The organism is Falsiroseomonas sp. CW058 (assembly GCF_050563535.1).
Lineage (GTDB): Bacteria > Pseudomonadota > Alphaproteobacteria > Acetobacterales > Acetobacteraceae > Falsiroseomonas.
Genome location: NZ_JBNXUO010000025.1, coordinates 19,486 through 45,981, shown reverse-complemented (window position 1 = coordinate 45,981; position 26,496 = coordinate 19,486). Strand labels below are relative to the sequence as shown.

General features: G+C 74.6%; 22 protein-coding genes, 1 tRNA gene and 1 CRISPR repeat array (1 of these 24 only partly in view). Of the genes, 15 read left to right on the top strand and 8 right to left on the bottom strand.

The features are described 5' to 3' along the window. Positions 1-11: 11 nt before the first annotated feature. The gene (locus ACK8OX_RS18430) at positions 12-482 is read right to left on the bottom strand and encodes a c-type cytochrome (RefSeq protein ID WP_430665697.1); all 471 of its coding nucleotides are present in this window, start codon (positions 480-482) and stop codon (positions 12-14) included. 68 nt (positions 483-550) lie between these two features. Between ACK8OX_RS18430 and ACK8OX_RS18425 the strand changes: the two genes are divergently transcribed. From ACK8OX_RS18425 to ACK8OX_RS18405, 5 genes are read left to right on the top strand one after another with little or no spacing between them, the layout of a single operon-like run. After that, positions 551-3,349, top strand: coding sequence for a 4Fe-4S dicluster domain-containing protein (locus ACK8OX_RS18425; RefSeq protein ID WP_430665696.1), 2,799 nt, complete (start codon positions 551-553; stop codon positions 3,347-3,349). Next, positions 3,346-4,782, top strand: coding sequence for an NrfD/PsrC family molybdoenzyme membrane anchor subunit (gene nrfD, locus ACK8OX_RS18420; protein WP_430665695.1), 1,437 nt, complete (start codon positions 3,346-3,348; stop codon positions 4,780-4,782). Before ACK8OX_RS18425 ends, nrfD (ACK8OX_RS18420) begins: the two co-directional genes overlap by 4 nt. Positions 4,783-4,790: 8 nt before the next feature. Beyond that, positions 4,791-5,318, top strand: a complete 528-nt coding sequence (locus ACK8OX_RS18415) for a DUF3341 domain-containing protein (protein ID WP_430665694.1) — start codon at positions 4,791-4,793, stop codon at positions 5,316-5,318. Further along, positions 5,315-5,728, top strand: a complete 414-nt coding sequence (locus ACK8OX_RS18410; protein WP_430665693.1) for a c-type cytochrome — start codon at positions 5,315-5,317, stop codon at positions 5,726-5,728. The genes ACK8OX_RS18415 and ACK8OX_RS18410 overlap by 4 nt, the downstream gene beginning before the upstream one ends. Further along, positions 5,725-6,792, top strand: a complete 1,068-nt coding sequence (locus ACK8OX_RS18405) for a hypothetical protein (RefSeq protein ID WP_430665692.1) — start codon at positions 5,725-5,727, stop codon at positions 6,790-6,792. The genes ACK8OX_RS18410 and ACK8OX_RS18405 overlap by 4 nt, the downstream gene beginning before the upstream one ends. Here ACK8OX_RS18405 and ACK8OX_RS18400 read toward each other — a convergent pair. Continuing rightward, on the bottom strand, positions 6,722-7,117 hold the full coding sequence (locus ACK8OX_RS18400) for a DUF1622 domain-containing protein (RefSeq protein WP_430665691.1): 396 nt from the start codon (positions 7,115-7,117) through the stop codon (positions 6,722-6,724). The two genes, ACK8OX_RS18405 and ACK8OX_RS18400, sit on opposite strands and share 71 nt — an antisense overlap. Before the next feature lie 164 nt (positions 7,118-7,281). Here ACK8OX_RS18400 and selB point away from each other — a divergent pair, with 164 nt between their 5' ends. Together selB and ACK8OX_RS18390 are read left to right on the top strand one after the other, a co-directional pair. After that, the gene (gene selB / locus ACK8OX_RS18395; RefSeq protein WP_430665690.1) at positions 7,282-9,162 is read left to right on the top strand and encodes a selenocysteine-specific translation elongation factor; all 1,881 of its coding nucleotides are present in this window, start codon (positions 7,282-7,284) and stop codon (positions 9,160-9,162) included. A 6-nt stretch (positions 9,163-9,168) separates the two neighbouring features. Continuing rightward, a tRNA-Sec gene (locus tag ACK8OX_RS18390) sits at positions 9,169-9,259 on the top strand. Positions 9,260-9,409: 150 nt separating this feature from the next. Here ACK8OX_RS18390 and ACK8OX_RS18385 read toward each other — a convergent pair. From ACK8OX_RS18385 to ACK8OX_RS18360, 6 genes are read right to left on the bottom strand one after another with little or no spacing between them, the layout of a single operon-like run. Further along, positions 9,410-10,264 (bottom strand): formate/nitrite transporter family protein, encoded by an 855-nt coding sequence (locus tag ACK8OX_RS18385; protein ID WP_430665689.1) that lies wholly within the window; start codon positions 10,262-10,264, stop codon positions 9,410-9,412. After that, a complete protein-coding gene (locus ACK8OX_RS18380; protein ID WP_430665688.1) occupies positions 10,261-10,557 on the bottom strand; it encodes a hypothetical protein in 297 nt (98 codons plus the stop codon). Before ACK8OX_RS18380 ends, ACK8OX_RS18385 begins: the two co-directional genes overlap by 4 nt. Then, positions 10,554-11,528 (bottom strand): NrfD/PsrC family molybdoenzyme membrane anchor subunit, encoded by a 975-nt coding sequence (gene nrfD, locus ACK8OX_RS18375; protein ID WP_430665687.1) that lies wholly within the window; start codon positions 11,526-11,528, stop codon positions 10,554-10,556. The genes ACK8OX_RS18380 and nrfD (ACK8OX_RS18375) overlap by 4 nt, the downstream gene beginning before the upstream one ends. After that, on the bottom strand, positions 11,525-12,373 hold the full coding sequence (locus ACK8OX_RS18370; RefSeq protein WP_430665686.1) for a 4Fe-4S dicluster domain-containing protein: 849 nt from the start codon (positions 12,371-12,373) through the stop codon (positions 11,525-11,527). The genes nrfD (ACK8OX_RS18375) and ACK8OX_RS18370 overlap by 4 nt, the downstream gene beginning before the upstream one ends. After that, the gene (fdnG, locus tag ACK8OX_RS18365) at positions 12,373-15,564 is read right to left on the bottom strand and encodes a formate dehydrogenase-N subunit alpha (RefSeq protein ID WP_430665685.1); all 3,192 of its coding nucleotides are present in this window, start codon (positions 15,562-15,564) and stop codon (positions 12,373-12,375) included. The genes ACK8OX_RS18370 and fdnG overlap by 1 nt, the downstream gene beginning before the upstream one ends. After that, a complete protein-coding gene (locus tag ACK8OX_RS18360; RefSeq protein ID WP_430665684.1) occupies positions 15,561-15,794 on the bottom strand; it encodes a hypothetical protein in 234 nt (77 codons plus the stop codon). Before ACK8OX_RS18360 ends, fdnG begins: the two co-directional genes overlap by 4 nt. 130 nt (positions 15,795-15,924) lie before the next feature. On the opposite strand from ACK8OX_RS18360, the gene cas3 reads away from it, so the two are divergent. The 8 genes from cas3 to cas2e all read left to right on the top strand — a co-directional run bounded on the left by cas3 (position 15,925) and on the right by cas2e (position 24,784). Then, the gene (cas3, locus tag ACK8OX_RS18355; RefSeq protein ID WP_430665683.1) at positions 15,925-18,615 is read left to right on the top strand and encodes a CRISPR-associated helicase Cas3'; all 2,691 of its coding nucleotides are present in this window, start codon (positions 15,925-15,927) and stop codon (positions 18,613-18,615) included. A gap of 82 nt (positions 18,616-18,697) precedes the next feature. Beyond that, complete coding sequence (casA, locus tag ACK8OX_RS18350) at positions 18,698-20,305, top strand: type I-E CRISPR-associated protein Cse1/CasA (protein ID WP_430665682.1); 1,608 nt, start codon at positions 18,698-18,700, stop codon at positions 20,303-20,305. Continuing rightward, entirely contained in the window at positions 20,302-20,862 is a 561-nt protein-coding gene (gene casB, locus ACK8OX_RS18345; RefSeq protein WP_430665681.1) for a type I-E CRISPR-associated protein Cse2/CasB, read from the top strand. Before casA ends, casB begins: the two co-directional genes overlap by 4 nt. Beyond that, positions 20,859-21,926 carry a type I-E CRISPR-associated protein Cas7/Cse4/CasC gene (gene cas7e / locus ACK8OX_RS18340; RefSeq protein ID WP_430665680.1) on the top strand — a complete coding sequence of 356 codons (1,068 nt, stop codon included), beginning with the start codon at positions 20,859-20,861 and terminating at the stop codon, positions 21,924-21,926. Before casB ends, cas7e begins: the two co-directional genes overlap by 4 nt. Beyond that, the gene (gene cas5e, locus ACK8OX_RS18335; protein ID WP_430665679.1) at positions 21,911-22,678 is read left to right on the top strand and encodes a type I-E CRISPR-associated protein Cas5/CasD; all 768 of its coding nucleotides are present in this window, start codon (positions 21,911-21,913) and stop codon (positions 22,676-22,678) included. Before cas7e ends, cas5e begins: the two co-directional genes overlap by 16 nt. Further along, positions 22,675-23,382 (top strand): type I-E CRISPR-associated protein Cas6/Cse3/CasE, encoded by a 708-nt coding sequence (gene cas6e, locus ACK8OX_RS18330; protein WP_430665678.1) that lies wholly within the window; start codon positions 22,675-22,677, stop codon positions 23,380-23,382. Before cas5e ends, cas6e begins: the two co-directional genes overlap by 4 nt. Before the next feature lie 114 nt (positions 23,383-23,496). Next, entirely contained in the window at positions 23,497-24,459 is a 963-nt protein-coding gene (cas1e, locus tag ACK8OX_RS18325; RefSeq protein WP_430665677.1) for a type I-E CRISPR-associated endonuclease Cas1e, read from the top strand. Beyond that, positions 24,440-24,784, top strand: a complete 345-nt coding sequence (gene cas2e / locus ACK8OX_RS18320; protein WP_430665676.1) for a type I-E CRISPR-associated endoribonuclease Cas2e — start codon at positions 24,440-24,442, stop codon at positions 24,782-24,784. Before cas1e ends, cas2e begins: the two co-directional genes overlap by 20 nt. Positions 24,785-24,855: 71 nt before the next feature. Then, a CRISPR array of direct repeats spans positions 24,856-26,496; the repeat unit is 29 nt; unit sequence GTGTTCCCCGCATGCGCGGGGATGAGCCG (it continues 4,063 nt past the right edge of the window).

The following is a 26,496-nucleotide window of genomic DNA, read 5'->3' as shown; positions in this document are numbered from 1 at the left end:
GGATCGGTGACTCAGTCGCCCTGACGGTTCAGCAGCCGCGGCTGCGGGCGGATGCCTGCCTCGTCGGGGCCGAGCGGCAGGCCTGCCGGCACCGGCTGCGCCCGCGCGGCGCCGAGCGTGTAGAGATAGGCGGCCGCGTCCCGCGCCTCCGCCGCCGTCAGGCCGAGATCGGGCATGGCGGAGCCGGGCGAGATCGCCTGCGGGTCGCGCAGCCAGGCCACCAGGTTCTCGGGCGCGTTGGGCAGTCGCCCGGCGACATAGCCGCGCCGCGCCCATTCGGTCAGCGGCGGCCCGACCCAGGACACCGCGCCGACGACGCCCGGGATCCGGTGGCAGGACCCGCAGCCATGCTCGCGGATCACCACGCGCCCGCGCTCGGGGTCGCCGCCGGCGACACGCAGATGCGGCGGCGGCGGCGCCTCCTCGCAGGCTGCGAGCAGCAGGAGGGGAAGGAGGCGGAACCGGCGCAGCTTGCCCTCCATCGCGGGACCGGCACGGCAACGTGCCCGCCGCGACGCCGGTTGCGGCGCCCCGCCGGAGGGAGGCGCCGTTGACCCCGGAGCCACGGACGCCGCGCTTCGCGGACCTCGACACCTCGCCCGGCGGGCAGCCGCTCCGGCGGGAGGTGCTGCGCGCGGCCGGCGCTTCCCTCGCCCTGGCCGCCGCGGGCTGCAAGCCGGAGGAGTGGGGCGCGCCGCTGCATTCCCGCCCGCGCGGCGTCGCCACCGAGGACGCGACCTATGCCACGGTGCTGGACCTGGACGGCGTCGGGCGCGGCGTGCTGGTCCGCACCCGCGCGGGCCATCCGGTGAAGATCGAGGGCAACCCGGACCACCCCGGCAGCCTCGGCGCCACCGACCCCTTCCTGGAAGCGGCGGTGCTGTCGCTGCACGACCCCGCGCGGTCGCGCGAGGTCCGGCGCGGCGGCCGCACCCTGCGCGGCCCCGCCGCGACCTCGCCCGAGGCCGTGGTCGGGGCGTTGCGCGGGGAGGGGCTGCGCATCCTGACCGGCCCGGTGACCTCCCCCACCACGGCGCGGCTCCTGGCCGCGGTGGAGGCGGCGAATCCGGGCGCGCGCTGGCACCAGTGGTCCCCGCTGGCGGAGGACGCGGCGCTGGCCGGCGCGATGCTCGCCTTCGGGGAGCCGGTGTCCGTGCTGCCCGACCCCGCGCGTGCCGCCTGCATCCTCTGCCTCGGCGGCGGGCTGCTCGACCCCGGGCCGGCGCAACTGGCCCAGGCGCGCGGCTGGGCGCGGGCGAGGGCGGAAGGACGCGCCGCCGGGCGGCCGCCGGTGCTGCTCGTGGCGGAATCCACGCCGGGCCTGAGCGGGGCGGTGGCGGACCGCCGCCTCGCCCTGGCGCCGGCGGGGATCGAGGCGCTGGCGCGGGGCGTCGCGGCGGAGCTCGGCATCGCCGCGGCCGCCCCGCACCCGGAGGCCGCCCCGGTCGCCGCCGCGCTGCGCCGCGCCGGCCCGGCGGCGCTGGTGACGGCGGGCCGCGAGCAGCCGGCCGCCGTGCAGGCCCTGGCGCACGCCATCAACGCGGCGCTGGGCGCGCCGGGCGTCACCGTCCGGTACATGCCGCCGGCGATGGCGCGGCCCGAGGATCTCGGCGCCTCCCTGCGTGCCCTTGCCGAGGACATGGCGGCGGGCCTGGTGCAGCAGCTGCTGATCCTCGATGCGAATCCGGCCTTCGACGCACCGGCGGACATCCCCTTCGCCTCGCTGCTCGGGCGCGTGCCGGTCTCGGTCCATGCCGGGCCCTACCTGGACGAGACGGCGCTGGCCTGCACCTGGCACCTGCCCCTTCGGCACCCGCTGGAGTCCTGGGGCGATGCACGCGCGCCGGACGGCACCGCCGCCATCCGCCAGCCGGCCTGCACCCCCCATGTCGAGGCCGCGCGCTCGGCCGAGGAGATCCTCGCCACCCTCGCCGGGCTGCCCGATGGCGCGGAGGGAGCCGTGCGCGCGACCTGGCCGGCGCTGGACGACGCGGCCTGGGCCGCCGCGCTGGAAGCGGGCGTGGTCCGCGGCAGCGCGCCCGCGCCGCGCGCGCCGCGCCTGCGCGCCGGCTTCGATCCCGGCCCGGCGGCCGAAGCGCCCCCGGGGCTGCCCCCGGGGCTGCCCACTGGGCTGCCCACTGGGCTGGTGGCGCAGTTCGTGCCCGACCCGCATCTCTGGGACGGGCGCTTCGCGCCCAATGCCTGGCTGCAGGAACTGCCGCGGCCGGTCACCAAGCAGGCCTGGGGCAATGCCGCGCTCGTCTCGCCCGCCGATGCCGCGCGCCTCGGGCTGCGGGACGGGACGGAGGTGGCGCTGTCGCTGCGGGGCCGTTCGCTGCGTGCGCCGGTGATCGTGCTGCCCGGCCAGGCGGCGGGCGTGGTGACGCTGCCGCTCGGCGGCGGGCGGCGCGTGGCGGGCGACGTGGAAGCCGGCATCGGCTTCGACGCCTACCGCCTGCGCCCCGCCGATGCGCCCTGGGCCGCGCCGGGGCTGGAACTGGCGCCGCTGGGCGGGACGGGCGTGGCGATGGTGCGTGCCGGCTGGCGCCACCCGGACGATGCGCGCGACCCGCCGCCCGCACGGGTCGTCGCGCCCGGCGAGGCGATTCCGCCGCTGCCGCCGCTCCCCTCGCTCTACCCCGCCTGGGACTATCCCGGCCGCGCCTGGGGCATGGCGGTGGACCTCGATTCCTGCATCGGCTGCAACGCCTGCTCCATCGCCTGCCAGGCGGAGAACAACACGCCGGTCGTCGGGCGCGCGGAGATGGCGCGCGGGCGGGAGATGCACTGGCTGCGCGTGGACCTCCACGCCGCGCCCGACGGCCGCGGCAGCTTCCAGCCGGTGCCCTGCATGCACTGCGAGAAGGCGCCCTGCGAGGTGGTCTGCCCCGTCAACGCCACGGTGCACGACCATGAGGGGCTGAACCTGATGGTCTACCCGCGCTGCATCGGCACGCGCACCTGCTCCAACAACTGCCCGTACAAGGTCCGGCGCTTCAACTGGTTCGACTATGCGCGCCGGCCGGGCGCGACCCCGGTGCCGGATGCCGAGGTCCCGCCCCGCCCGCGCGGCGTGATCGAGAAATGCACCTACTGCCAGCACCGCATTGCCGCCGCGCGCGTCCAGGCGGACCTGGAGGGACGCCCGATCCGCGACGGCGAGGTCGAGACCGCCTGCCAGCGCGCCTGCCCGACGCGCGCGATCACCTTCGGCGACATCAACGATCCCGACAGCGCGGTGGCCCGCGCCAAGCGCGACGGCCGGAACTACGCCCTGCTCGGCGAACTCGGCACGCGGCCGCGCACCACCTACCTGGCGCGCGTGCGGCGGGCGGAGGACGGGGCGTGAGGCTGCCGCCGCTGCGCATCGCCGCCGCGGCGGCAGCCGGCTTCGCCCTTGCCTTCGCCGCCGCGAAGCTGGGCCCCCGCGTGCCCGAGGCCCCGCCCGCGCCGCGCGATCCGCCGCCGCAGCAGGCACCGGAGCCCAATCCGGCCGTCGCCGTCCCGCTGCAGCGCGAATTCGGCTGGGGCTTCGCCTTCGCGCTGGCCGGCGCCGGGCTCGGCGTGGCGATGCTCGGCCAGGCGGTGGCGGCGCTGCTGCTGGCGGGCACGGGGCTCTGGGGCACCAACATCCCCTTCGTCTGGGGCTTCGACCTGATCAACTACGTCTGGTGGATCGGCATCGCCAATGCCGCGAGCCTGTTCGCCGCGATCCTGGTGCTGCGCCGCCATGGGCTGCGGACCGCGGTGAACCGCTTCGCGGAGGCCGCGGCGCTGGCCGCCGTGGTCGCCGCCGGGCTCTATCCCATCCTGCATCTCGGCCGGCCCTGGCTGTTCCACTGGGTGCTGCCCTATCCCGCGACGCACGAGGTCTGGCCGCAGTTCCGCTCCACGCTGGTGTGGGACTTCTGGGGCATCATGTCGCATGTCGTGGTGACCGGGCTGTTCTGGTACACCGGGCTGATCCCCGACCTTGCCACCATGCGCGACCGCGCGGCCGCGCGCGGGCGGATGCTGGCGGCGCGCATCTACGGCGTCCTCGCGCTCGGCTGGCGCGGCTCCGTCGCGCACTGGGCGCGGCACCAGGCGGCCTACCGGCTGGTGGCGGCGCTGGTGCTGCCGATGCTGGTCTCGGCGCAGACGATCGTCGCGCTGGAATTCGCGACCACGCTGGTGCCGGGATGGCACCAGGGCCGGACGCCGCTGCATGTCGTGCTCACGGGCCTGCCCGCCGGGCTCGGCGTGGTGCTGGCGCTCGCCGTCGTGCTGCGGCGGACGCTGGGGCTGGGGCGGATGATCGACGACGGCGACGTGGACCTGCTGGCGCGGCTGATGGCGGCATCCGCGCTGGCCTGCCTCTGGCTCCACGGCGACATGCTGGCCGCCGCCTTGCTGGAGGAGGATGCGACGCGCCAGGCGGTCGCCGCCCGCATCCTCGGCCCCTACGGGGCGCTCTGGTGGGGTGCCGTGGCGCTGACGGTCCTGCTGCCGCAACTCCTCTGGATCGCGCGGCTGCGCCGGCTGGCGCCGGTGCTGGTGGGCATCGGTCTCGGCGCCGCGGCGGGCGTGTGGCTCGACCGCTTCTCCCTCGTCGCCGGCGGGCTGCTGCACGACCACCTGCCGCGCATCGGCCCGGCCTATGCGCCGAGCGGCCCGGAATGGACGCTGCTGCTCGGCACCGCCGGGCTCTTTGCCTTCCTCCTGCTGCTCTTCGCGCGCTTCCTGCCGGTGGTCTCCGTCTTCGAGACGCGGCACGAGGAAAGCGGGGCCGAGGTGCCATGAGCGGGCGCATGATCCATGGCGTGATGGCGGAATTCGCCAGCGACGAGGCGCTGGTCGCGGCGCTCCGCGCGGCACGGGCCGCCGGATGGCGGCGCATGGACGCCTTCTCGCCCTATCCTCTGGCCGAGGCCGCCGCGCTGCTGGGCGCGCGCGGCAGCCGCGTGGCCTGGATCGCCATCGGCGCGGGGCTGCTGGGTGCGGCGGCCGCCTATGCCGCGCAGTGGTGGCTGACGGTGCATGCCTACCCGATCAATGTCGGCGGGCGGCCGCTGCACGCCTGGCCGGCCTTCCTGCCGGCGACGGTCATCGTCGCCATCCTCTGGGCGGCGGCGGCCTCGCTGCTCGGCATGCTGGCGCTGAACGGGCTGCCGCGGCTGTCGCATCCGGTCTTCGCCGCGCCCGGCTTCGGCCGGGCCAGCGAGAACCGCTTCTTCCTGCTGATCCTGGCCGAGGACCCGCGCTTCGGCGCGGAGGCCGCGACGCGCTTCCTCCAGGGCCTCGGCCCGCTGCGCGTGGCGGAGGTGCCGGCGGCATGAGGCGCGGCGCCCCCGTTCTGCTGCTGCTGCTGGCTGCATGCGACGGCTGGCCTGCCAGCACGCCGCCGCCTCCGCCGGCACCGCCGCCCGCAGGCAGCGTCGCACGGGGGGAGGGCGCGCGCCGCGCCGCGCTGGCCCCGCCCGGCCCCGCGGTGGATGCGGCGCTGCTGGCGCGGGGGGCGGAACGCTACGCCATCTCCTGCACCCCCTGCCATGGCGCGCGCGGCGCCGGCGACGGGGCGGTGGTGGCGCGCGGCTTCCCCCGCCCGCCGCCCATCGCGCGCGCCGAGGCCTCGCGCAGCATGGCCGCCATCGCCACCAACTTGGCCGGCGCCCATCCCTTCGAGGACCGCATCGCACCGCGCGACCGCTGGGCCATCGCCCGCTTCGTCGAGCAGGGCCTGCCATGAGGGCCGCCGCGCTGGGCACGGGCATCGCCGCCCTGGCCGCCGCCGCCTTCGGCCCGCCGGCGCTGCTGGAGGCCTGGCTGACCGCCTTCCTCCTCCTCGCCGGGCTGTCGGTCGGCGCGCTGGGCGCGCTGTCCATCGGCCATCTGCTGCGGGAGGACTGGCTGGACCCGGTGCGCGCCCCGCTCACGGCCGCGGCGCGCACGCTGCCGCTGGTCGCGCTGATGGCCTTGCCGGTGCTGGCGGGGGTCGAGGTGCTCTACCCCTGGGCGGGGCCGGCGCCGCCGCCAATGCCGGCGCCGCGCGACGCCTGGCTTTCCCCCTGGCCGTTCCGCCTGCGCATGGTGCTGGTCCTGGCGCTGTGGTCGGGGCTCGCCTGGCTGGCCACGCGGCCCGGTGCGGTGGACAAGCGGGTCGCGGCCCTCGTCCTCGCCCTGCTGGTGCCCAGCGTGACGCTGGCGGCACAGGACCTGTCGCTTTCGCGCGATCCCACCTGGTGGGGCAGCCTGCAGGGGATCGCGGCCTGGGTGGAGGGCATGACGGCGGCACTGGCCGGCGCGGCCCTGGTCGCGCTGCTGCGCGGGGACATGCCGGATGGCGAGACCGGCGCCGGCGAGGCGCTGGAGCGCGCTCTCCTCGCGCTCGGCCTCGCTGCGATCTGGCTGTGGTTCACGCAGTTCATCGTGGTCTGGATGGCGGACCTGCCGGGGGAGGCAGGCTGGTATCTCCGCCGCATGGAGGGCGGCTGGGGGTGGCTCAAGCTCGGCGTCGCGGTGCCGGCGCTGCTGCTGGCCCTGGTCCTCGCGGCCCCGCCGCGCCACCGGCCCTGGCGCATGGGCGCGGTCTGCGTGCTGCTGCTGGCGAGCCATCTGGCGCATCTCTGGTGGGTGGTGCGGCCGGATGCGCCGGTGGCGAGGCCGCCGCCCTGGCTGGACGCGGCCGTGCTTGCGGCGCTTGGCCTCGCCTGGCTCATGGCCTGGAGGGCCGGGATGCGGATCACCCCGGTGGATCGCGCCGCGCCGGTCCCGGATCACGTCCCCCGCCCTGCCAGGGCCAGCGCCCGTTGATCTCCACCTCGAGCGAGAAGCTGAGGAAGGTGCGGATCAGCACGACGACGGCGAGCGCCGCGATGTTCCGCAGGTCCAGCGGCGCCGCCACCGTGCCGGCGATGTCCGCCGCCACCAGCAGTTCCAGCCCGAGCAGGATCGCGCGGCCCAGATCGGCGCGGTAGCCCTCATAGGCGCCGCCCCAGGACCGCTGCGCGACGCCGCGGCGGAGGAACATCAGCGTCGTCGCGAGTGCGCCCAGCACCAGCACCGCCAGCCCCGCCGCCTCCAGCCCCTGCGCGATCCACTCGGCCGCGGTCCCGACGAGGCCCTTGTGCTCCGCCATGCGCGGCCTTCCGCCCTGGTTGCGCCGCGTCAACTCGCCGCGCGCGGGCGGGTTGCGGGAACCCATGCGCCGCCGTCGACTCAAGCCCTGCGCATGGACGCCGCCGATCCGCCCGCATCGCCCGCGCTGCGCCGCCTCGACGCGCCGCGCGAAGCCGTCGCCGCATGAGGCATGCGCTGGTCGGCGTGCTGGGCCATGTGGACCACGGCAAGACCGCGCTGGTGCGCGCGCTGACCGGCACCGAGACGGACCGGCTGCCGGAGGAGCGCGCGCGCGGCATCTCCATCGTGCTCGGCTTCGCGCGCCTCCTCGCGCCCTGCGGCGCGGAGCTCGACCTCGTGGACGTGCCGGGGCATGAGCGATTCGTGCGCGCGATGGTGGCGGGCGCGACGGCGATGGGCGGCGCGCTGCTGGCGGTGGATGCGGCGGAGGGCGTGCGCGCCCAGACGGTGGAGCATGCGGAGATCGCGGCGATCCTCGGCATCCGCCGTGGCGTCGTCGCGGTGACGCGGTCCGACCGCGCGGCACCGGAGAGCGCGGCCCGCGCGGCGGAGGAGGCGCGCGCGTTGGCCCGCCGGCTCGGCCTCGGGGACTGGCCGGTGGTGGTGACCTCGGCCCTGACGGGGCAGGGGCTGGCCGAGCTGGCCGGGCTGCTCGGCGGCCTGGCCGGGCCGTCCGGGCCGGCAAGCGAGGGCGCCTGGATGCCGCTCGACCGTGCCTTCAGCCATCCCGGCGCGGGCACGGTGGTGACCGGCGCGCTGCGCCGCGGCGTGCTCCGCATCGGGGAGGAGGTGGAGATCCTGCCCGGGCGCCGCCCCGCCCGCATCCGCGGCCTGCAGATCCACGGCCGGGCGGTGGAGGCGGCGGGCGCCGGCCGCCGCGTCGCGGTGGCGCTGCGCGGGACGGAGCGGGGGGCGGTCGCGGCGGGCGATGCGCTCGCCACGCCGGGGCTGCTCGCGGCCGCGACGCGGCTCGACGTGCGGGTGGCGCTGCTGGCCTCGGTCCCGCGGCCGCTGCAGCGCGGCGAGGCGCTGCGCCTGCTGCTGGGCACGGCGGAGGTCGGCGCGCGGCTGCACCTGCTCGACCGCGACGCGGTCGCCCCGGGCGAGACGGCGGTGGCGCAGCTGCGGCTCGATGCGCCGGTCGCGACGCCGGTGCGCGAGCCTTTCGTGCTGCGCCTGCCATCGCCCGCGCGCACCGTGGGCGGCGGCGTCGTGCTGGACCCGGACCCGCCGCGGCGTCGCATGCGGGATGCGCCGCTGCTCTCCGCCATGGCGGGCGCCGATGCGCCGGGCGCGGCGGCGCTGCGGCTGCGTGACGCCGGGATGGTTGGGCTGCCGGCCGCTGTGCTGGCGCGGCTCGCGGGATCGGCGGTGGCGCTGGAGGAGGGCGTGCGGCTCGCCGGCGGCCTCGTCCTGCACCGGGATGCGGCCGCGGCGGCGGAAGGCGCCCTGCTGGAGGCGGTTGAGGCGGCGCAGCGGAGCGACCCGACCGGCGCCGGCCCGGATCTCGGCGCGCTGCGCCACGCCCTGCCGCCGGGCGCGCCGCTGGAGGGGCTGGCGGCGCGGCTGGTCGCCGCCCGCGCCCTGCTGCTGGAGGGCGGCCGGCTGCGCCGGCGCGGCCTCGACGCGGCTGCGCTGCTGTCGGATGCGGACCGCGCGGTGCTGGCGGAAGTGGAAGGCGCCTTCCGTGCCGGGCTGCTCGCCCCGCCGGATGCGGAGGCTGTGGTCGGGCGCTGCCGGCGGCGCGCCGCGGCGCTGCACCACCTGCTGCGCGCCGGGGTGCTGGTGCGCGCGCCCGATGCGGTGCAGAAGCGCGAGGTCGTCTTCCACCGCGACGCGCTCGACCTGGCGCGCCGCGCCATCCGCGTGCATTTCGCCGCGCGGCCGGACGGCTTCGCCGCCGGGGAATGCGGACGGCTGCTCGGCATCTCGCGCCGCTACGCGATCCCGCTGCTGGAACGGCTGGATGCCGAGCGCTTCACGCGCCGCAAGGGCGACCGCCGGCACCTGGCCGGGGGAACCACGCCCGCGCAACGAGGTTGATGCCACGGAGGCGACAGGCGGCCTGGTGGCCCCCACGGTCTTCAAAACCGCTGATCCGCTCACCCCGGATGGTGGGTTCGATTCCCATCCGCCTCCGCCGTTGCCTTCGACAACGGCGGAGGCTTGTTGTGTGACCTCAAGCGCCGGGCGCGGCCTCCGGCCGCTTGGCTCGCCACACTGGCGGCGGCGCCCGTTCGGGCGCTCGGCCCGCTGCGCGGGCCGCAGGTCGCCCTTTGCTTGATGCGGGTCAGTCGCCTTTCGGCCTGAGATAGGCGAGCCAGTAGGCACCGCCGACGAGGAAGCCGCCGATCACGTTGCCGATCGTCACCGGCAGCAGGTTGCCGAACAGCCCGCCGAGGCCGATCGCGGCATGGGCGGCCGGATCGAGGCCCGTCTGCACCCAGAACCCGGCTCCGGCCCCGTCGCGCACCATCCAGCCGAAGGGGATCAGCGACATGTTCGCGACCGAATGCTCCAGGCCCAGCGCGACGAAGGCGGCGATGGGGGGCACGATGACCAGCACCTTGTCCGCCGCGCTGCGTGCCCCGAAGGCAAGCCAGACCGCCAGGCAGACGAGGATGTTCGCCGCGACGCCGCTGGCGAGCGCGGTGGCGAAGCCGAGTTCCGACTTCCGCTCGGCCACCCGCAGCGCCGCCGCGCCCAGCGCGCCGTCGCCCAGCATGTGCACATCCGCCACGAAGGCGAGCGCCGCGAGCGCGACGGCGCCCAGGAAGTTCATCACCCAGGCGAGGCCGAGCGCCCAGAGCACCGGCGCGAAGCCCGCGCGCCCTTCCGCCCAGGCGACGACCAGCAGCGTGTTGCCCGTGAACAGTTCCGCCCCGCCCACCAGCACGAGGATGAGGCCGAGCGAGAAGACCACCCCGCCCAGCACCTGCGCAGCGCCGTAGGGCATCGCCTCGGCCCCGGCCTGGGCGAGCAGGAAGAACAGGCCGCCGAAGCCGATATAGGCGCCTGCCAGCACCGCGAGGACGGAAAGGACGGGCCACTCCAGCGCCGCCTTCCTCGCCCCCTTCGCGCTGGCGGTCTCCGCGATCTTCCCCGGCGGGCGCGCATCCGGCGCCGGGCTTGCAGCGCCGCTCATCCGCCCGCTTCCAGCAGGGCCTCGCGCGCCTTGACCAGCCTTTCGCGCCGGAAGCCACTGACGGGCACCACGCCCGACCAGGTGAGGCCGAGCACGCCGTTGGACAGGGCCAGGTCGCGATCCAGCGCGGGCGAGGCGCCCTGCGCCCGGCGCCGCGCCACCAGCGCGTCGCGCCAGGCGACGGAACAGCGCACGGCGTCCATCCCTTCCTGCGCCGTGCAGGGCGGGGCGTCGGCCAGCAACCGGTCCAGCGCCGCAAGCGCCGCCCGGCGCGCCCCGGACACCTCCGTCATCGCCGCGCCTCCTGCGTCACGCGGAAGGCGTGCTCCGGGCGGCAGGCGCTCTCATTGCCGGCCAGCAGCACCGAATGGCGCATGGCCGCGCCGCCGAGCAGCATGGCGAAGGAGGCGAGTTCGGGTAGCAATGTCCCGGCGCGCCCGCCGATCGCGCGGCCCGCGCCATGCGCCGCGAGCGGCAGCAGGATGCCCAGCGCCTTGCCGCCGAGCCCGTTCAGCGCCCCCGCCTCGCCGGTGCGGATCGGCCGGTCCAGCCCCTTGGCCTCCCAGCGCCGCTCCGTCTCGCGCGCCGCCAGCATCTCGGCCACACCGGCCAGCATCGCGAGCGTCTCCAGTCGCCGCGCGCTCGCCTCCTCCCCGGCCGCGCGCTGCGCGAGGGCGAGCGCGGAGGCCGCGCCCGCCATGGAGGCGGCGCCGAACTGCGCGGCGAGCGGTGCCGGCGCCGCGGCCCAGAGCGGCGTGGAGGTGGAGGCAAGCAGGCCGGCGGTGTAGACGGACATCCCCGCGCCCGCGACCGCGGCCGGCCCCTGTGCGGCATCCGCGACACGACGCGCGAAGGGAAGCCGCCGGCCGAGCATCTCGCCCAGCGCAGCAAGGCCGCTCAGCGCCCCGAAGCCCGCGAGAAGCCAGGAGCCGAGCGACATGGGCGAGGTGGGGCGGGCGATCCGCAGCATGTTGTACCAACGCCGTGGCGTCTTGAGGTGCCGGATCAGCACCAGCGGCCCGACGATGCTGCCGCCGAGCGCGAGGAGACGCGCGCGCCGCGCCAGGCCCGCGCCTTCGGGGCGTGCGCGGGCGATGGCGGCGATCACCTGGCTGGCGCCCGCGACGCCGAGCGTGACGATGTAGAAGGACACCTTCCAGTCGAAGCCGCTGGCCTTCGTCACCGGGCGGCCGTGATAGGTCTCGCCCCGCCATTCGGGCTGCACGCCCGGCGGCAGGGCGGGCTTCTCCACCGGGGCGCTCATCGCCGCCCCACCCCGATGATCGCTGCCGCCACGGCCAGCCCCGCCATCGTGGCGAGGCCCGCCAGGAAGGCAGGCCGCGCGTTGCGCGCGGGGCGGGACGGGGCGGGCGGCAGGTTGTAGCGCTCCGGCCGGTCGGTCAGCAGGAAGAAGGCGTTGAGGCGCCTGAGCCCGCCCGTCGCGCCGGGCCCGCCCGGCGTGCCGTAGAGATAGGCGTTCGCCTGGCCCTGTTCCTTCAGCTTCGCGACGCGGCCTTCCGCACGCCCGACCAGGTCCTCCACCACGCCGAACTGGATGCTGTCGGTGGGGCAGGCCTTGGCGCATGCGGGTTCCAGCCCGCCCTTCAGCCGGTCGTAGCAGAGCGTGCACTTGTGCGCCTTGCCGTCCTCCTTCGCCAGTTCCACCACGCCGAAGGGGCAGGCCGGCACGCAGTAGCCGCAGCCGTTGCAGATGTCCTGCTGCACCACCACGGTGTCGAACTCCGTGCGGAACAGGGCCCCCGTGGGGCAGGCCTCCAGGCAGGGCGCCGGGTCGCAGTGCTTGCAGACATCGGACATCATCAGCCAGCCCGACTGGTAGGGCGGCATCTCCGTCGCGCGCGCGTCCCGCTCCAGGAAGGTCACATGCCGCCAGGTGTGGGCGCCGAGCCGGCCGGTGTTGTCGTAGGAATGGCCGGTCAGCGCGACGTTGTCGGCCGGCAGCCCGTTCCATTCCTTGCAGGCCACCTCGCAGGCCTTGCAGCCGATGCAGAGCGTGGTGTCGGTGAAGAAGCCGTAGCTGCGGCCGGGCTCGATCCGCACCCCCGCGGTGATCTCCGCCTCCTGCCGCCCGGGCGCCGTGCCGTCCATCAGCCACTCCTCCCTGCCAGGCGGCCGGGGCGCAGCGCGCAGGCCAGCGCCTTGTTCTCGTGCATGCCGGTGTTCGGGTCGCCGACCACGGCGGTCAGCACGTTGGCGACATCGCCCCTGGCGTAGCCGGACCAGCCATAGTGCCAGGGCAGGCCGAGCTGGTGCACGACCTGCCCGCCATCCAGCGTGAAGGGCCGCAGCCGGTCGGTGACCAGCGCGCGCGTCTCGATCTCGCCGCGCGGGGTCGAGACCACGACCCAGTCCGTGCTGCGGATGCCCAGGCTCCGCGCCAGCTCGGTCGGGATCTCGCAGAAGCCCTCCGGCTGCAGCTCGGCCGTGGTGGGCACGATGCGCGTGGGCGTGCCGCCGGAATGGTGTTCCGTCAGCCGGAAGGTGGTCAGCACATGCGGGAAGCGCGGGTCGCCGGGCTGCGCGATCGGGTTGCGGTCGTAGACCCAGCGCGGCGCGGCGGGATTGCCCTCCACCCCGGGGTGGAAGGCGTTGCGCACCGGCGTCTCCGTGGGCTCGTAGTGCTCGGGCAGCGGCCCGTCCTTGAGGCCGGAGGGCACGAACAACCCCGCGACGCCGTCCGGGATCATGATGAAGGGCTGCGTGCCCGAGAGCGCATCCATGCCGGCGGGCTTCCTCGACCAGTCCGGCTCGTAGTCGGGCCGCTTGGTCGGGGGGAAATCCACCTTGTCCGGGCCCCTCCAGGCTCCCTCCGCCTCGTCCCACCAGACGAGCCGCTTGCGCTCCGACCAGGGCCGGCCCGCGGGATCGGCGGAGGCGCGGTTGTTCAGCGTGCGGCGGTTGTCCGGCCAGGCGTAGCCCCAGCCGAGATGCGTGCCCGGCCCATCCGGCCCATCCGGCTCGCGGCTGCGCGCCAGGTTGCGTCCGGGCTCCGGGAAGACCCCGCCGTAGATCCAGCACCCGCAGGCGGTGGAGCCGTCATCCTTCAGGTCGGTGAAGGAGGAGACCTGCTCCCGGCCAGGCCAGGTGTAGCCGTTGATCTCGCGCAGCACCGCCTCGGCATCCGGCTCGCCCTTCGCATCCACCGGATAGTCCCACAGCAGCGCGCGGATGGCCGCGTCCTCCGCCCGCTCGCTGCCGGCGTGAAGCTCCTTCAGGCGGCGGCCGAGGTGATAGGTGAACCACAGCTCCGAACGGCTGTCCCCCGGCGCCTCCACCACCTTGTCGTGCCACTGCACGAGGCGATGCGTGTTGGTGAAGGAGCCGGCCTTCTCGCCGGAGAGCGAGGCCGGCATCAGGAAGACCTCGGTCCCGATCTCCTCCGGCCGCATCCCGTCGTCCCGCACCAGGTGGCCGTCGCGCCAGAAGCATGCCGTGTCGGTCTCCGCCACGTCGCGCACCACCATCCATTCGAGCTTCGCGAGCCCGCGCTGCACGAGCTTCGAGTTGCTGCCGCCGACCACCGGGTTCTGGCCCATCACGAACAGGCCCTTGATGACGCCGGTGTCCATCGCGACCGTCAGGGGAAGCTGCGAGTGGTTGCCGGTGATGCGCGGCATCAGGTCGTGGCCCATGCCGTTCGCGGGCGTGGCAGCGTCGCCATAGAAGGCCCGCAGGAGGGAGACGTAGTATTTCGGGAAGTTGTGCCACCAGCCGGTGGGGTTCGTCTCGACCTCCAGGTAGCGCGCCAGCGTGTCGTGCGGGCGGAAGGCGTGCGGCTGCGGCAGGTAGCCCGGCAGCAGGTCGTAGAGCGTCGAGATGTCCGTGCTGCCCTGGATCGAGGTGTGCCCGCGCAGCGCCAGAAGCCCGCCGCCGGGGCGGCCCACATTGCCGAGCAGCGCCTGCAGGATCGCGCCCGCGCGGATCACCTGCGCGCCCTTTGTGTGGTGGTTCCAGCCCACCGCGTAGCAGATCGCGCCCGTCCTCTCCCGGCCCGAATTGCGCACCAGCGCGTCGGCCACCTTCAGGAAGACCTCGCGCGGGCAGCCGGTGACGCGCTCCACCATCCCGGGCGTGTAGCGCGCGAAGTGGCGGCGCATGACCTGGTAGACGCAGCGCGGGTGGAGCAGGCTGGGGTCCTTCGGCGTCGGGCCCTCGTGCAGGCGCTTCGTCGCCTCGGCGAAGCCCTCGATCTCCACATAGCCTTCCGCGAGGGAGGAGGGCACGACGACGCCATCATACTGCCAGCTCTCCGGCGAGTAGCGGCGCCCCTCCTCGTTCCAGCCGGAGAAGTAGCCGTCCAGCTCCTCCGGCCCCTTGTAGTCTGGCCCGACGATGGTCGAGAGATTGGTGTAGGCCAGCGCGAAGTCGCGGAACCACAGGTCGTTTTCCAGCACGTGCCGGATCAGCCCGCCGAGGAAGGCGATGTCGGACCCGGCGCGCAGCGGCGCATAGATGTCGGCCAGCGCCGAGGTGCGGGTGAAGCGCGGATCGGCATGGATGATCGTCGCCCCGCGCGCCTTGGCCTGCAGCGCGAAGCGGAAGGCGATCGGGTGGTTCTCGGCGATGTTGGACCCCATCACGAGGATGACGTCCGACTTCGCGAGGTCCCATTGCGGCATGGTCGCCGCGCCCCGGCCGAAGGTGGCACCCAGACTGGGCACCGAATTGTTGTGTCAGACGCGTGCCTGGTTCTCTATGAACACCGCCCCGAGCCCGGCGGAGAACAGCTTCTTGATGAGGTAGTTCTCCTCGTTGTCGAGCGTCGCGCCGCCCAGCGAGGCGATGGCGAGGGTGTGGTTGACGCGGGTGCCGTCCGGCAGGTGCGTCACGAAGCTCTCGTCGCGCGTGCGCTTCGTGAGCTGCGCGATGCGCTCCATCGCCCAGTCCAGCTCCACCTCGCGCCATTCGGTCGCGCCCGGTGCGCGGTGCAGGCAGCGGTCCAGGCGCTGCGGGCTGGTCATCAGCCCGAAGGTCGCGGCGCCCTTTGGGCACAGCGTGCCCTGGTTGATCGGGCTGCGCGGGTCGCCCTCCACCGCGATCGGCCTGCCGCCCTTCGCATGGACGAGCTGCGCGCAACCCACGGCGCAATAGGGGCAGATCGAGGTGCCGACCTTGTCCGCCTGTTCCAGCCGCGGGCGCAGGCCGCGCGATGCCTCGCTCTCGGCCGCCTTGGTCGTCTCGGGCTGGCCCGCAAGCTGGCGCGGCACGGACCAGTCGCGCAGGAAATGCGCCGCGCGGTCGGCGAAGGTGCGGCGGGGCCGCCGGCTGCGCTGCGTCATGCCGTGATGGCTTCCTCATCCAGCAATTGCAGGTCCCGCGCGACGAAGGCGAGCAGCCCCGGCGCGCGCTCGCAGCGCACGCGCACCCGGCGCCCCGCCAGCGGCGTCAGGTCCTGCGGCTCGATCGGAGCGGCGTGGGAGAGCAGGAAGGTCTCCGCCCGACCCTGCCCGGTCAGCAGCCGGAAGCGGCTCTCCTGCACCAGCAGGATGGTCCCGGTGATGCTCTGCATGCCGCTCCCTCTCCCGTTACCTGGCGGCTGCAACGTCCGGGCACCACGCGGGTTCTGCGCTGCTTCCGTGCCGTGACGCGCATGGACCGCGCCGGCCATCCATGGCACCTCCGCGTTGGGGGGCCTGCGGATGCTGGATGGGACCGCGCAGTTCTGGGGCAAGGCGCGTGCGCAGGTGGGCGGGGATGTCCCGTGGCACCCGCTGGTGGCGCACGCGCTGGACGTCGCGGCGGTTGCCGTGCTGCTGCCGCGGCCGCAGGGGTTCGGAATGGGGGGCGGCACGCTCGGCTTCCTCGTCGCGCTGCACGACATTGGCAAGTTCTCCAGGCCGTTCCAGGGCATGGTTCCCGAACGCTGGCCCGGCGCGGTGCTCGGGGCGATGCCGCGCGAAGGCGTGCCCGCGGGGCCGAAGCATGATGCGATGGGCTTCAGCATGCTCGCCGGCCCGCTGGCTTCCGCCCTCGACCGCATCTTGCCGCCGCGGATCGGCGAGAGGCGCGCCTGGATCGGCGGGCACCGTGCGCCGTTGCTGCGTGCGCTGGCCGGACATCATGGCCGCCCGCCGGCCCCGCCACCCGAACAGCCGCCGCGGCCCGATGTGCTGTGCGCCGCCTGCCTCGATGCCGCGGCCGGGTTCGTGGAGTCCATGGCAGGCATCTTCGCGCCATCGCCGCTTCCTCGCCCCGTCGAACGCGAGGTCCATGCGCTGGCCTGGCGGCTGGCCGGGTTGGTGACATTGGCCGACTGGATCGGGTCCCGCCAGGACTGGTTCCCCTATGTGCCGCCGGATGCGGTGGCGGAGCCGGGCGCCTATTTCTGGGACCATGCCCTGCCGCGCGCTGCCGCCGCCCTGGCGGCCGCGGGCCTGTCCCCGCCGCGGCCCGCACCGTTCCGCGGCCTTCGCGGGCTGTTCCCGGCCATCGAGGAACCTTCCCCGCTGCAGTCCTGGGCGGAGCGCGTGCAACTGCCCGCCGGCCCCGTGCTCGCCGTCGTGGAGGACCTGACGGGCAGCGGCAAGACGGAAGCGGCGATGACGCTCGCGCATCGCCTGATCGCGGAGGGGCGGGCAGGGGGCGTGTTCCTCGCCCTGCCGACCATGGCGACCGCCAATGCGATGTTCGGCCGGCTTGCCGGCGCCTATCGCGGGCTGTTCGCGGCCGAGGCGCATCCCTCGCTGGCGCTGGCGCATGCGCGGGCGGCGCTCGACCCCCGTTTCCGCGCGGCCATTCCCGCCGGGCCGGAGGCACCGCCATCGCCCGCGGCGGGCACGGCAGCGCCGCGCGCGACCGACCCGGCGGACGAGCCGGCGGAGGCGCATTGCGCCGCCTGGCTGGCGGAGGACCGCCGCCGCACGCTGCTGGCGCAGGTCGGCGTCGGCACGCTGGACCAGGCGCTGCTGGCGGTGCTGCCGGTGCGGCATGCGGCGCTGCGGCTGCAGGGACTCGCCGGCAAGGTGCTGGTGATCGACGAGGTGCACGCCTTCGATCCCTACATGCAGCGCGAGATGCTGGCCCTGCTGGAATTCCACGCCGCGCTCGGCGGCTCCGCCGTGCTGCTCTCGGCGACGTTGCCGCGCGCGATCCGGGGCAGGCTGGTGGACGCCTTCCGCAGGGGATTGGCGCTGGCCCCCGCCGGTGTCGCATGCGATGCCTATCCGCTCGTCACGCTGGCCTCGGCCGGGGGTGTCGCCGAGACGCCCTGCCCGCCGCGCAGGGGCCTGCCGCGGCGCGTCGTGGTGACGCGGGTCGACGATGTGGCGGCGGCGGTCGCGCGGATCGAGGCCGCGGCGCAGGCGGGCGCCGCGGTGGCCTGGGTGCGCAACACGGTGGACGACGCGGTCGCGGCGGCCGAGGCGCTGCGCGCGCGCGGCCTCGCCCCGATCCTGTTCCATGCGCGCTTCGCCCTGCGCGACCGGCTGGAGATCGAGGAGGAAGTGCTGCGTCGCTTCGGTCGTGGCAGCGGGGGCGAGGCGCGGCGGCGCGTGCTGGTGGCGACGCAGGTGATCGAGCAGAGCCTGGACCTGGATTTCGACCTGCTGGTGACGGATCTCGCGCCCGTCGACCTGCTGATCCAGCGTGCGGGGCGGCTGTGGCGGCACGCCCGCGATCCGCGCCCGGTGCCCGGGCCGGAGATGCTGGTGGTCTCGCCCGAGCCGGTGGAAGACCCCCCCGCCGACTGGATCGGCGCCACGCAGCCCGGCACGGAAGCCGTCTACCGCGACCCCGCGCTGCTGTGGCGCGGGGCGCGCGCGCTGTTCCGCCGCGGCGCCATCGCGACGCCGGACGACATGCGCCCGCTGGTCGAGGAGGCTTCCGACGATGCCGCCCCCGATGCGCTGCCCGCGGCCCTGGCGAAGGCGGCGGGGCGGGCCGCGGGGAAGGATGCGGCGGCGACCTCCGTGGCGCGGCAGAACGTGCTGGCCTTCGCCCCCGCCTATGACCGCAGCGCGGGCTTCTGGGAACCGGAGGACCGCACGCCCACGCGGCTGGAGGACCGCCCGACCGTGACGCTGCGGCTCGCGGTGGTGCGGGACGGTGCGGTGGTGCCCTATGCCGAAGACCCCGACCCGCATCGCGCCTGGGCGCTGTCCGAGGTGAGCGTCGCGCGGCAGCGTGTGGCGGGCTGCGCCGTCCCGGCAGGTCTGGAAGCGGCGGCGGAGGCGGCGAAGGCAGGGTGGGGGAGGTGGGAGCGCGAGTCGGACCGGCTGCTGCTGGCGGTGATGGTTGGGGCGCAGGAGGGTTTCCGCATCCACGTCACCGACGGGTCCGGAACCGCGCAGGTTGCGGCCTATCATGCCGGCACGGGGCTTCGCTTCGACTGAGGCGCGCTGCGCAGCTCGTACCCACGCAGGAACTTCCGGCGAAGTAGTTGACCATTCGTAACGGGCGTTCTCTGTTTCGTGCATGACGGACACCGGCGATTCGAGCCTGCCTCCACCGCTGAACCTTCTCACGGATGCATGGCTTCCCGTCCGCCGCCGCAGCGGTCGGCGCGACCTTATCCGCCCCGCGCAGATCGCCGAGGTCGCGGACCCCGTCATAGACCTCGACTGGCCGCGCGCCGATTTCCGCATCGCCAGCCTCGAATTCCTGATCGGCCTGCTCGCCACCGCCGCGCCGCCCGAAGGGCTCGATGCCTGGCTCGACCGCTGGGACGCGCCGCCCGATCCTTCCGCGCTGGATGCCGCCTTCGCGCCCCTCGCGCATGCCTTCAATCTGGATGGCGAGGGGCCGCGCTTCATGCAGGAGTCCGGCGACCTGGTTTCGGACGACAAACCTATCCAGGATCTTCTGATCGACGCCGCTGGCAGTGCCAGCATGTTCACGCGCCACACGCGCGTGGACGCCCTGGGGCGCCATGCTGCGGCCATGGCGCTGTTCACCTTGCAATGCTGGGCACCGGAAGGTGGAAGGGGGCATTTCACGGGCCTCCGCGGGGGTGGTCCCCTTTCCACTTTCGTCCTGCCTGGGGCGCGGCCGACGATCTGGCAGACCGTATGGGCCAACGTTCAGATCAACGCCGATGGACCTCCTCCGACCGAAATGCTGCCCAGCGTGCTCCCGTGGCTCTCGCCAGCCATCGGTGAGAGCGGACCGCGAATCACCACGCCGGAAAACTCCCATGTGCTTCAGACATTCTGGAGCATGCCGAGGCGCATCAGGCTCAACTTCGTTCATGCTGCCGGCCCGCACCACTGCCCACTGACTGGTGTCGAGGACACGGTGCTCGTCGGCAGCTGGCGGCAGAGGCCCAACGGGGTGAAATACGTCGGTTGGGGCAAGATGCATCCCCTGACACCTCATCGCCAGGACAAGTCAAGCCGCGACTACTTCCCGCTGCATGGTCAACCGGGCGGGATCGGTTACCGGGATTGGATAGGCCTGGTCGTAGCCACACCCGAGGGAGTGCAACTGCCGGCCTCGGCCGTCTCGACGTGGCGAGGAGTACGTGGCGCGAGTGTCGATGCGAAGCAGGCACGCCTGCTCGCAGCCGGCTACGACATGAAGAGCATGAAGGCCCGCGCCTTCGTCGAGAGCGAGATGCCGCTGCCCGCCGCGCCGTCGGCAGACGAACGGGACCGGCTCGACGCGCTCGCGAGCCGGCTTGTCCGCTCGGCCAACCATGTCGCGGGCCTGCTGCGCGGCGCGGTGCGCGCCGCCCTGTTCAGCCCCGGCGCCACGGTGAAGCTCGATGCCGAACTCCTTTCCTCGGTCCGCGAGAGGCTGTGGGAGGGGACGGAGGAGGGGTTCTTCGCGCTGCTGACGGAGCGGCCCGACGATGCCGAACGGCGCTGGCTCGCCCGGCTGCGCGAGGTCGCGCTGCGGCTGTTCGACGAAGCCGCGCCGCTGACGGCGGAGAATGGCGGCGCCGCGCCGCGCATCGGCCGCGCGCGGCGCAACCTGATCTTCGCCCTCACCGGCTTCGGCAAGGATGGCGAGGCGCTGTTCGACATGCTCGGCTTCGCCAGAGCGCAGCCCAAGGCGAAGAAGACGAAGGGGAAGGCCGCATGATCCGCAATCCTGGCGGGGCGCTCGCCTGGTGGGCCGCGCTGACGCCCGATCCCGCCGCGGGCCGCAAGGGGGACCGCGCGGCGCTCGCCCGGCTGCGCCGCTGCGCCACCGTCGAGGAGGCGATGATCGAGCCCGCGACGATCGACCTCTACCGCCGCTGCGGCGCCGATGATCCGGCGGACCTGGTCGCCGTCGCGCTTGCCGCCGCGGTGCTGGCGCATCTGCGCGCCGATGCGGGCGGGCCGCCGGTGGCGCGCCAACTTGGCCCGGACCAGCCCGACAAGCCGGAGACGGCGATCCTCAAGCCGCTGCGCTTCCGCCGCCTGCTGGAGGCGACGACGGCCGAGGAAGGCCTGCCGGCCTTCCGCCGCCTGCTCGCGCTCGCGGATGGGAAGGTCAATGCGACGGACCTCGCCCGCGCGCTGCTGGACTGGACCAACCCCCACCGCGCCGCAGAGGTGAAGCGGCGCTGGACCTTCGCCTACTGGAACGCCGACCCCGCCCCCAACGCCGATTCTTCGCCCAACACCGACGCGCCCAAGGGACACGCCGCATGAGCCGCTTCCTGCAACTCCACCTGCTCACCTTCTTCCCGCCCGCCAACCTGAACCGCGACGACACCGGGCGGCCGAAGACCGCGGTGGTGGGCGGCGCCACGCGGCTGCGCCTGTCCTCCCAGGCGCTGAAGCGCGCCTGGCGCAGCTCGGCGGTCTTCGCGCAGGCGCTGGACGGGCACATGGGCCAGCGCACCATGCGCCTCGGCGAGATGCTGCGCGACCACCTCCTCGCCCAAGGGATGGAGGAGGCGAAGGCCACGGAGGTCGCGCGCGAGATCGCCGGCATCTTCGGCAAGGTGAAGGACGCGAAGGACAACCACCCGACCCGCATCGAGCAGCTGGCCTTCATCTCCCCCGAGGAGCGCACGGCCGCGCTGGCGTTGGCGGACCGCGCCGCGGCGGGCGAGAAGATCGATCCCAAGGCCGCCAGCCTGCTGCGCAGCGCCGACACCGCCGCCGACATCGCGCTGTTCGGCCGCATGCTTGCCGCCGACCCCGACTACAACCGCGAAGCCGCGGCGCAGGTCGCGCATGCCATCACCACCCATCGGGTGACGGTGGAGGACGACTACTACACCGCGGTCGATGACCTGAAGACCTCTGCCGAGGATGCCGGCGCCGGCTTCGTGGGGGAAGCCGCCTTCGGTTCGGGCGTCTTCTACCTGTATCTCTGCGTCGACCGCGCGCTGCTCCTGCGAAACCTCGGCGGCGACGCGGGGGCCGAGGCGCTGGCCGGCATCGCGCTGGGCGCGCTGGCGGAAGCCGCGGCGACGGTCGCGCCGCGCGGCAAGCAGAACAGCTTCGCCGCCCATGGCCGGGCCGGCTACGTGCTGGCCGAATGGGGCGATGCGCAGCCGCGCACGCTGGCCGGCGCCTTCGCCCGCCCGGTGACGGGCGAGGACCTGATGGCCGCCTCCATCGCGGCGCTGACGCGCTTCCGCGCCGATCTCGACGCCGCCTATGGCCAGGGCTGGCGCTGCGAGAAGGTGATGCAGCCGGGCGTGGGCGGCAGCCTCGCCGAGATCGCCGAATTCTGCCGGGCCTGCCCATGCCCCGCTTCCTGACCTTCGCCCTCGTCGCCCCGCTGGCCAGCTTCGGCGGCATCGCGGTGGGCGAGCGCCGGTCGGGCTGGGACCGGCCGGCGCGTTCGGCCGTGCTCGGCCTCCTCGGCGCCTGCCTCGGCGTCGAGAGGGAGGACGATGCGGGACAGGAATCGCTGGCGGGGGACTACGCGCTGGCGCTGCTGTGCCAGGCGCCCGGGCTGCTGCTGGCCGACTACCACACCGCGCAGGTGCCCTCCGCCGCGCGCGGCCGGCGCTACGCCACCCGCGCGGCGGAACTGGCGGCGCCGGAGCGGAACACCGTGCTGTCCCGCCGGGACTACCGCAGCGGTGCCTGGCACCTGGCCGCGCTCTGGCCGCGCGGGGAGGCGCCGCGCTGGACGCTGGAGGAGTTGGCCGCGGCGATGCGCCGGCCCGCCTTCGTGCCCTGTCTCGGCCGCAAGTCCTGCCCGCTCGGCCTGCCGCTGGCGCCCACCATCGACGAGGCGCCGGATGCGGTGGCGGCACTCCTCGCCCGCCATGCCGGGGGGCCGGAAGCGCGGCTCGCGCTCGGCCCGCGGCGCACCCTGCGGGATGCGCTGGCCGGCGCGGGGGGCAGGTCCCTGACGGTGACGCTGGACGAGGCGGAGGCGGAGCGCATCGTCACGCCGCACGAGAGCCTGCGGACCGAACGCCGGCGCGACCAGCCGCGGTCGCGCCGGCGCTGGCAGTTCGACCTGCGGGAGGAACGCGTGCTGCGCGTGGCGGCGCCGTGACCGGCCTGATCCTCTCCCGCGCGCGGCTGCGGGGCGATGCGCCGGTGGCGGCGCTGGCACGGCTGCTGGTTCCGGCCGATGCCGGGGACCGCGCGGTGGCGTCCCACCGGCTGGTCTGGTCGCTGTTCACCGACGGCGCCGGGCGGCGGCGGGACTTCCTGTGGCGGGAGGAAGGGGCGGGGAGCTTCCTCGCGCTCTCCCGGCGGCCGCCGAACCCGCTCGACGACCTGTTCGAGATCGAGAGCAGGCCCTTCGAGCCGGTGCTGTCGGCCGGCGACCAGCTCGGCTTCCGGCTGCGCGCCAATCCGGTGGTGGCGCGCAAGCCGCCGGGCGCGGCGCCCGGTGCACGGGGAGTGCGGCACGACGTGGTTATGGACGCGCTGCACCGGCTGCCGCCAAGTGCCGCGCGGGCAGAGGCCCGGCCGGCGGCGGTGGTCGAGGCCGGGCGCGGCTGGCTGGACCGGCAGGGCGCCGCGCATGGCTTCGAGGTGCTGGGAGAGGCGGGCGTCGATGGCTACGAAACGCTCGACCTGGCGCGAGAGGGCGGCCGGTCCATCCGGTACGGCGTGCTCGAGTTCGAGGGGCTGCTGCGCGTGAGGGACCCGGCCGCGTTCCTCGCGGCTCTGGCTGCCGGCTTCGGACGGGCACGCGCCTTCGGCTGCGGGCTGATGCTGATCCGTCGCGCGCTGTGGGCGCGCGGATGAGGGGCGCGCTGTGGGCGCGCGGATGAGGGGTGCGCTGTGGGCGCGCGGATGAGGGGTGCGCTGTGGGCGCGCGGATGAGGGGTGCGCTGTGGGCGCGCGGGTGAGGGGCGCGCTGTGAGCGCGCGGCCGCTGCCCGGCCTGCCGCCGCCCCAGCCCATTCCCATCCGGGAACGCGCCTCGATCCTGTTCGTCGAGAGGGGGCGGCTCGACGTGCTGGATGGCGCCTTCGTCATGGTGGACGAGGGCGGGGTCCGCACGCACATCCCGATCGGCGGCCTGGTCTGCCTGATGCTGGAGCCGGGCACCCGCGTCAGCCATGCCGCGGTCGCGCTCGCCGCGCGTGCGGGGACGCTGCTGATCTGGGTGGGGGAGGCAGGGGTGCGGCTCTATGCCGCGGGCCAGCCCGGCGGCGCGCGGGCCGACCGGCTGCTGCTCCAGGCGCGGCTCGCGCTCGATGACGAGGCGCGGCTGCGCGTCGTGCGGAAGATGTACGAGCTCCGCTTCGGGGAGGAGGCGCCGAGCCGCCGTTCAGTGGACCAGCTGCGCGGGATCGAGGGCGCGCGCGTGCGCGAGACGTACCGCCTGCTCGCCCGGCGGCACGGGGCGAAGTGGGACGGGCGCGTCTACGATCCGGGCGAGTGGGATGCCGCCGACCTGGCGAATCGGTGCCTGTCGGCCGCGACGGCGGCGCTGTACGGGCTGACCGAGGCCGCGGTGCTGGCCGCCGGCTATGCGCCGGCGATCGGCTTCCTGCACACCGGCAAGCCGCAGAGCTTCGTCTACGACATCGCCGACATCGTGAAGTTCGAGACGGTGGTGCCCGAGGCTTTCCGGGTTGCCGCCGCCGCACAGGCCGGGCGCCCGCTGGATGGCCGGCCCGTCCTCGATCCGGTGGCCGAGACGCGGCGCCGATGCCGCGACGCCTTCCGCCGCGCCGACCTCCTCTCCCGCCTGGTGCCGCTGGTGGAGGAGGTGCTGTCCGCGGGTGGCCTGCCCCTGCCCGCCGCACCGGCCGAGGCGATGCCGGTGGCCTTCGAGGGGCCTGACGGGATGGGCGATGCTGGTCATCGTGGTTGAAGGCGCGCCGCCGCGCCTGCGCGGCCGGCTGGCGGTGTGGCTGCTGGAGGTGCGGGCCGGTGTCTATGTGGGCGCCTATGGGCGGCGCGTGCGGGAGATGATCTGGGGGCAGGTCTGCGCCCATATCGAGGACGGCAACGCGGTGATCGCCTGGGCCGCCCCGACCGAGGCCGGCTTCCACTTCGACACCTGCGGGATGAACCGGCGCGTGCCAGCCGACCTCGATGGTTTCCGCCTGGTGCGCTTCGCCGCCGAAGCCGCCCTGCCGAACACCCCTGGCCCAGCTTCCCAGCCGGGCCGCCGCATGGGACGCGGGGAAGGCTGAGAACGGGCGTTCCGGCCGGTGGGTTCGTTGACAATCGAATCAGTCAGGTAGATCAGTGTGTTGCAGGAAGAGTGTTCCCCGCATGCGCGGGGATGAGCCGCTGTTCCAGGAAATGGGCCTGTCCACGGAGGAGTGTTCCCCGCATGCGCGGGGATGAGCCGCGAGCGGCGGAGGCCGAGGCGGCGCTCTACCCGTGTTCCCCGCATGCGCGGGGATGAGCCGAATACCGCAAAGCGGTCAAGGGACCGCGCGCAGTGTTCCCCGCATGCGCGGGGATGAGCCGGCGTTGCCGCGCCGGCTTGACCGGCCCGACTTGTGTTCCCCGCATGCGCGGGGATGAGCCGCGCATCAGGCGGGCGGTTTCCGGGGTGACCGGGTGTTCCCCGCATGCGCGGGGATGAGCCGGCGGTGGTCGGCATCTACGACGCCGCGCTCGGGTGTTCCCCGCATGCGCGGGGATGAGCCGACGAATGTGGAGCTTGAATTCGCGCGGCACGCGTGTTCCCCGCATGCGCGGGGATGAGCCGCCGGTGAATCCGATCTGCGCGCGGGCGCCGGCGTGTTCCCCGCATGCGCGGGGATGAGCCGCGCGTCGCCTTCCAGCGCACGGTTGCGGAGGTGTGTTCCCCGCATGCGCGGGGATGAGCCGCGTCGCAGGACGGATCGTCGTTCAACCGCGAGGTGTTCCCCGCATGCGCGGGGATGAGCCGGACTGGACCAGCGGCCTCGATTTCCTCACCCGGTGTTCCCCGCATGCGCGGGGATGAGCCGCCCTCGGCGCGCGCCGCCGCCTCGGCCTCGGCGTGTTCCCCGCATGCGCGGGGATGAGCCGGCGGCGGCCGCGCTGCCCGCGCGCCGGCCGACGTGTTCCCCGCATGCGCGGGGATGAGCCGGCGCGGTAGCCTTCTTCTCCGCGGCTTCATCGGTGTTCCCCGCATGCGCGGGGATGAGCCGGCCACGCCGTCGATGGACAGCATCGCGGCGATGTGTTCCCCGCATGCGCGGGGATGAGCCGACCTGGCGCGGCTGAGCGATGCGGAGTTGGATGTGTTCCCCGCATGCGCGGGGATGAGCCGGCATCGGCAGGCGGGGAGGTGATGGTGGAACCGTGTTCCCCGCATGCGCGGGGATGAGCCGTCATCGGTGGTTCCGTGCTCAACCGGCATGGGGTGTTCCCCGCATGCGCGGGGATGAGCCGCGGACAGCGAGGCGCGGCGCGGGCGCGTGTGGGTGTTCCCCGCATGCGCGGGGATGAGCCGTCAGCTGGCCTGACGCTCGACGAGATGGCTGCGTGTTCCCCGCATGCGCGGGGATGAGCCGGTGGCGTGGCTTCCGGTGGAGATGTGGGCGAGCGTGTTCCCCGCATGCGCGGGGATGAGCCGCCGGGCATCGCGGTGCATCCGGTGGACGGAGGGTGTTCCCCGCATGCGCGGGGATGAGCCGAACATGGACTTCCCCGAAGCGGACGAGGCGGCGTGTTCCCCGCATGCGCGGGGATGAGCCGAAGCGCGACAGCATCTCGGCCGAGGACATGACGTGTTCCCCGCATGCGCGGGGATGAGCCGACCGCCACGGCGCCGAACCCGCGCCTGTGCGTGTGTTCCCCGCATGCGCGGGGATGAGCCGACCGACGCGCTGCGCGCCGCGCTGCGGGACCGGTGTTCCCCGCATGCGCGGGGATGAGCCGGAAGCCGCGCGCCTCGCCCGCCCCG